This is a genomic window from Actinosynnema sp. NPDC037264 (assembly GCF_055603705.1).
On record NZ_JBVJVK010000053.1, the window covers coordinates 24,060 to 27,136 of the forward strand.

General features: G+C 74.7%; 2 protein-coding genes. Both read left to right on the forward strand.

The genetic code is table 11. The features are described 5' to 3' along the window. The first annotated feature begins 7 nt into the window (after nt 1–7). Entirely contained in the window at nt 8–1,750 is a 1,743-nt protein-coding gene (locus ACZ7GX_RS36075; protein ID WP_498783579.1) for a thiamine pyrophosphate-binding protein, read from the forward strand. A gap of 27 nt (nt 1,751–1,777) precedes the next feature. Beyond that, on the forward strand, nt 1,778–3,028 hold the full coding sequence (fabF, locus tag ACZ7GX_RS36080) for a beta-ketoacyl-ACP synthase II (RefSeq protein ID WP_498783552.1): 1,251 nt from the start codon (nt 1,778–1,780) through the stop codon (nt 3,026–3,028). Nucleotides 3,029–3,077: the final 49 nt, after the last annotated feature.

The following is a 3,077-nucleotide window of genomic DNA, read 5'->3' on the forward strand; positions in this document are numbered from 1 at the left end:
GATCGAGATGGAACCGCCGTCCGCACAGGACGTTCCGGGCGAGGACGCCTCCGGCGAGAACCCCGCGGGCCACCACGTCCGGGGCGCCTGGCACGCCGTGGCCCGGTTGCTCGCCGAAGCCGGCGTCGAGGTCGTGTTCGGCCTGCCCGACGACGACCTGGACGCCCTCGGCGCGCTGCACGCCGCCGGTGTCCGGCTGGTCGTGTGCCGGGACCAGCGCAACGCCGTGTTCATGGCCACGGGTTACGCCTTGCGGTCCGGCGCGCTCGGCGTCGCGCTCGTCGGCAAGGGCCCGGCGGTGACCAACACCGTGACGGGACTGCTGGAGGCGGCGTCGTCCGGCGCGCCCGTGCTGCTGCTCTCCGGCGGCACGGCGGCCGAACGGCGGGGCAGCGGCGCGTTCCAGGAGCTGGACCAGCAGGCCGTGGTCGCGCCCCTGGTGAAGTCCGCGACCAGGGTCGACCACCCCGCACGGCTCGCGCCCGCCGTGCGCCGGGCCGTCCTGGTCGCCACCTCCGGCGCGCCCGGTCCGGTGTACGTGGAGCTGCCCGACCACCTGCTGAGGGTGGACGTGCCCGTGCCGCCGCCCGCGCCGCCCGTCGAGCGCCCCACGTCGGTCACGGTGTCCGGCGACTCGGCGGCGCTGGACGCGCTGCGCCACGCGCAACGCCCGATCGTGCTGGTGGGCGGCGGGATGCGGCACCGCAACGCGGACGGCGTGGTGGAGCGGTTCGCCGAACGCGTCGGCGCGGCCCTGGCGTGCACGGCCAGCGGGCGCGGCGTGGTGGACGAGTCGTCGGTGCGGTTCATCGGGCTCGCCGGCCTGTACGCGCCGGACCGCGCCAAGGCGCTGTGGGACGACACCGACTGCGTGGTCGTGCTCGGCAGCAGGCTGGAGGAGACCGCGACCTACGGCTGGCCGGCCGCCCTCGGCACGACCGTGCCCGTGGTGCAGGTCAACGTGGACGCGGCGGGCGTGGCCACCCAGTACGCCGGACCGGTCGTCCTCGGCGACGGCGCGGACGTGTGCGCGGCCTGGCTGGAGCAGGTCGTGGACGGCGCGCCCGCCGAGTGGTCCAAGCGCGTGGACGAGGTGCACCACGGGCTGCGCGCCGACCACCGCCGCGAGCTGGCCGACCTCGCCGCGAAACCCGGGCCGCACGTCGTGGAGGTGCTGGCCGCGCTCGACGCCGAGCTGCCCGCCGACCGCGTCCTGGTGCAGGAGAACGGCTTGCAGGACATGTGGTCCTACAGCTTCCCCCGGTTCGAGTGCGCGCACGGCGCGGGCTCGGTCGTGCCGTCCGAGCAGACCAGCCTCGGGTTCGGCGCGGCGGCGGCGATCGGCGTGAAGGCCGCGGCGGGCGACCGGCCGGTGGTCGCGTTCGTCGGGGACGGCGCGTTCGGCCTGTTCGACGCCGACCTGCCGACGGCCGCGGCCCTCGGTTCCGGGCTGCTGTACGTGGTGCTGCGCAACGGCGGCTACGGCTGGTTGCACTCCCAGCTCGGCCCGCACAACGAGGGCCTGGCGGGCACGGCGTTCGTGGACCCGGACGCCGTCACGGCCCGCGCGCCGCAACTGCGCGGCGTGCACCAGGTGACCGTCACCAAGGAGTCGTTGCGCGCCGACGTCGCCGACGCGTGGCGGCGCTCGCGGGAGGGCGAGGTCGTCGTCCTCAACGTCCCCGCACGCCTGGAAGACGCGTTGTTCGCCGACCACGAACTCGGCGGCGCCTTCCCGGTCGCCGACTGACCCCCTGACTGGAGCGAGGAGCAGCACATGGCTGAACGACACGGCAGGCGGGTCGTCATCACCGGCTGGGGCGTGGTGTCCCCGGTCGGCCTCACCGCCGACGAGACGTGGGACGCGCTGGTCGCCGGGCGCAGCGGCATCGGGAACGTGACCGTCGTCGACGCCTCCGACCTGCCGACCGACCTGGCGGGCGAGGTCAAGGGCTTCGAGCCGAAGAAGTACCTCAACCACAAGCAGCTCCGCCGCATGGACCCCTACGCGCGGTACGCGTTCGCCGCCGCGTCGGAGGCCGTCGGCACGGCCAAGCTGGAGATCACCGAGGACAACGCGCACCGCGTCGGCGCGCTCATCGGCAGCGGCTACGGGCCGATGCAGTCCCTCGGCGAGCACGTGGTGGCGCTCAACGCCAAGGGGCCGCGCGCGGTCAGCCCGTTCGCGCCCATCACCGGCGCCATCGACAGCGCGGCGGGCGAGATCAGCCTGGCGTTCGGCGTCACCGGCCCGACCCGGGCGGTGAGCAGCGCGTGCGCGACCGGCACCGACGCCATCGGCGAGGCGGCCCGCTGGGTGCGCTACGGCGTGGTCGACGCGGTGATCGCGGGCGGCGCGGAGAACATCCTCACCCGCGTGGACCTGGCGGGCAGCGGCAACGCCAAGGCGCTGTCCACCCGCACCGACGCGCCCACCGAGGCGTGCCGGCCGTTCGACGAGGACCGCGACGGGTTCGTGATGGCCTCCGGGTCCGGGATCGTCGTGCTGGAGTCCGAGGAGCACGCGCTCGCGCGCGGTGCGACGATCCTCGCCGAGGTGGCCGGTTACGCCGCCACGTCCGACGCCCACCACTGGACCGCGCCGCACCCCGAGGGCCGGGGAGCGCGGGCCGCCATGCGCGACGCGCTGGCCGACGCGGGCCTCGCGCCCGAGGACGTCGGCTACGTCAACGCGCACGGCACCAGCACCGTGTTCAACGACCAGTCCGAACTGGACTCGATCCGCGCGGTGTTCGGCGAGCACGCCGAGCGCGTCCCGATCAGCTCCACGAAGTCCATGACCGGCCACATGATCGGCGCGGCGGGCGCGGTGGAGGCGATCGTCGGCGCGATGGCGATCAACCGCGGGCTGGTGCCGCCGACGATCAACTGCCACCGGCCGATCGACCGCGCGGTCAACTTCGTCGCCCACGAGGCGCAGGCGCACGACGTGGACGTGGTCATGAGCAATTCCTTCGGCTTCGGCGGGCACAACGCCGTGGTCGTGCTGCGCCGGTGGCAGGGCTAGGGAATCCCGGGCCGGGACCACGGGACGAGGGCTAGGGAGGACCAGGGAC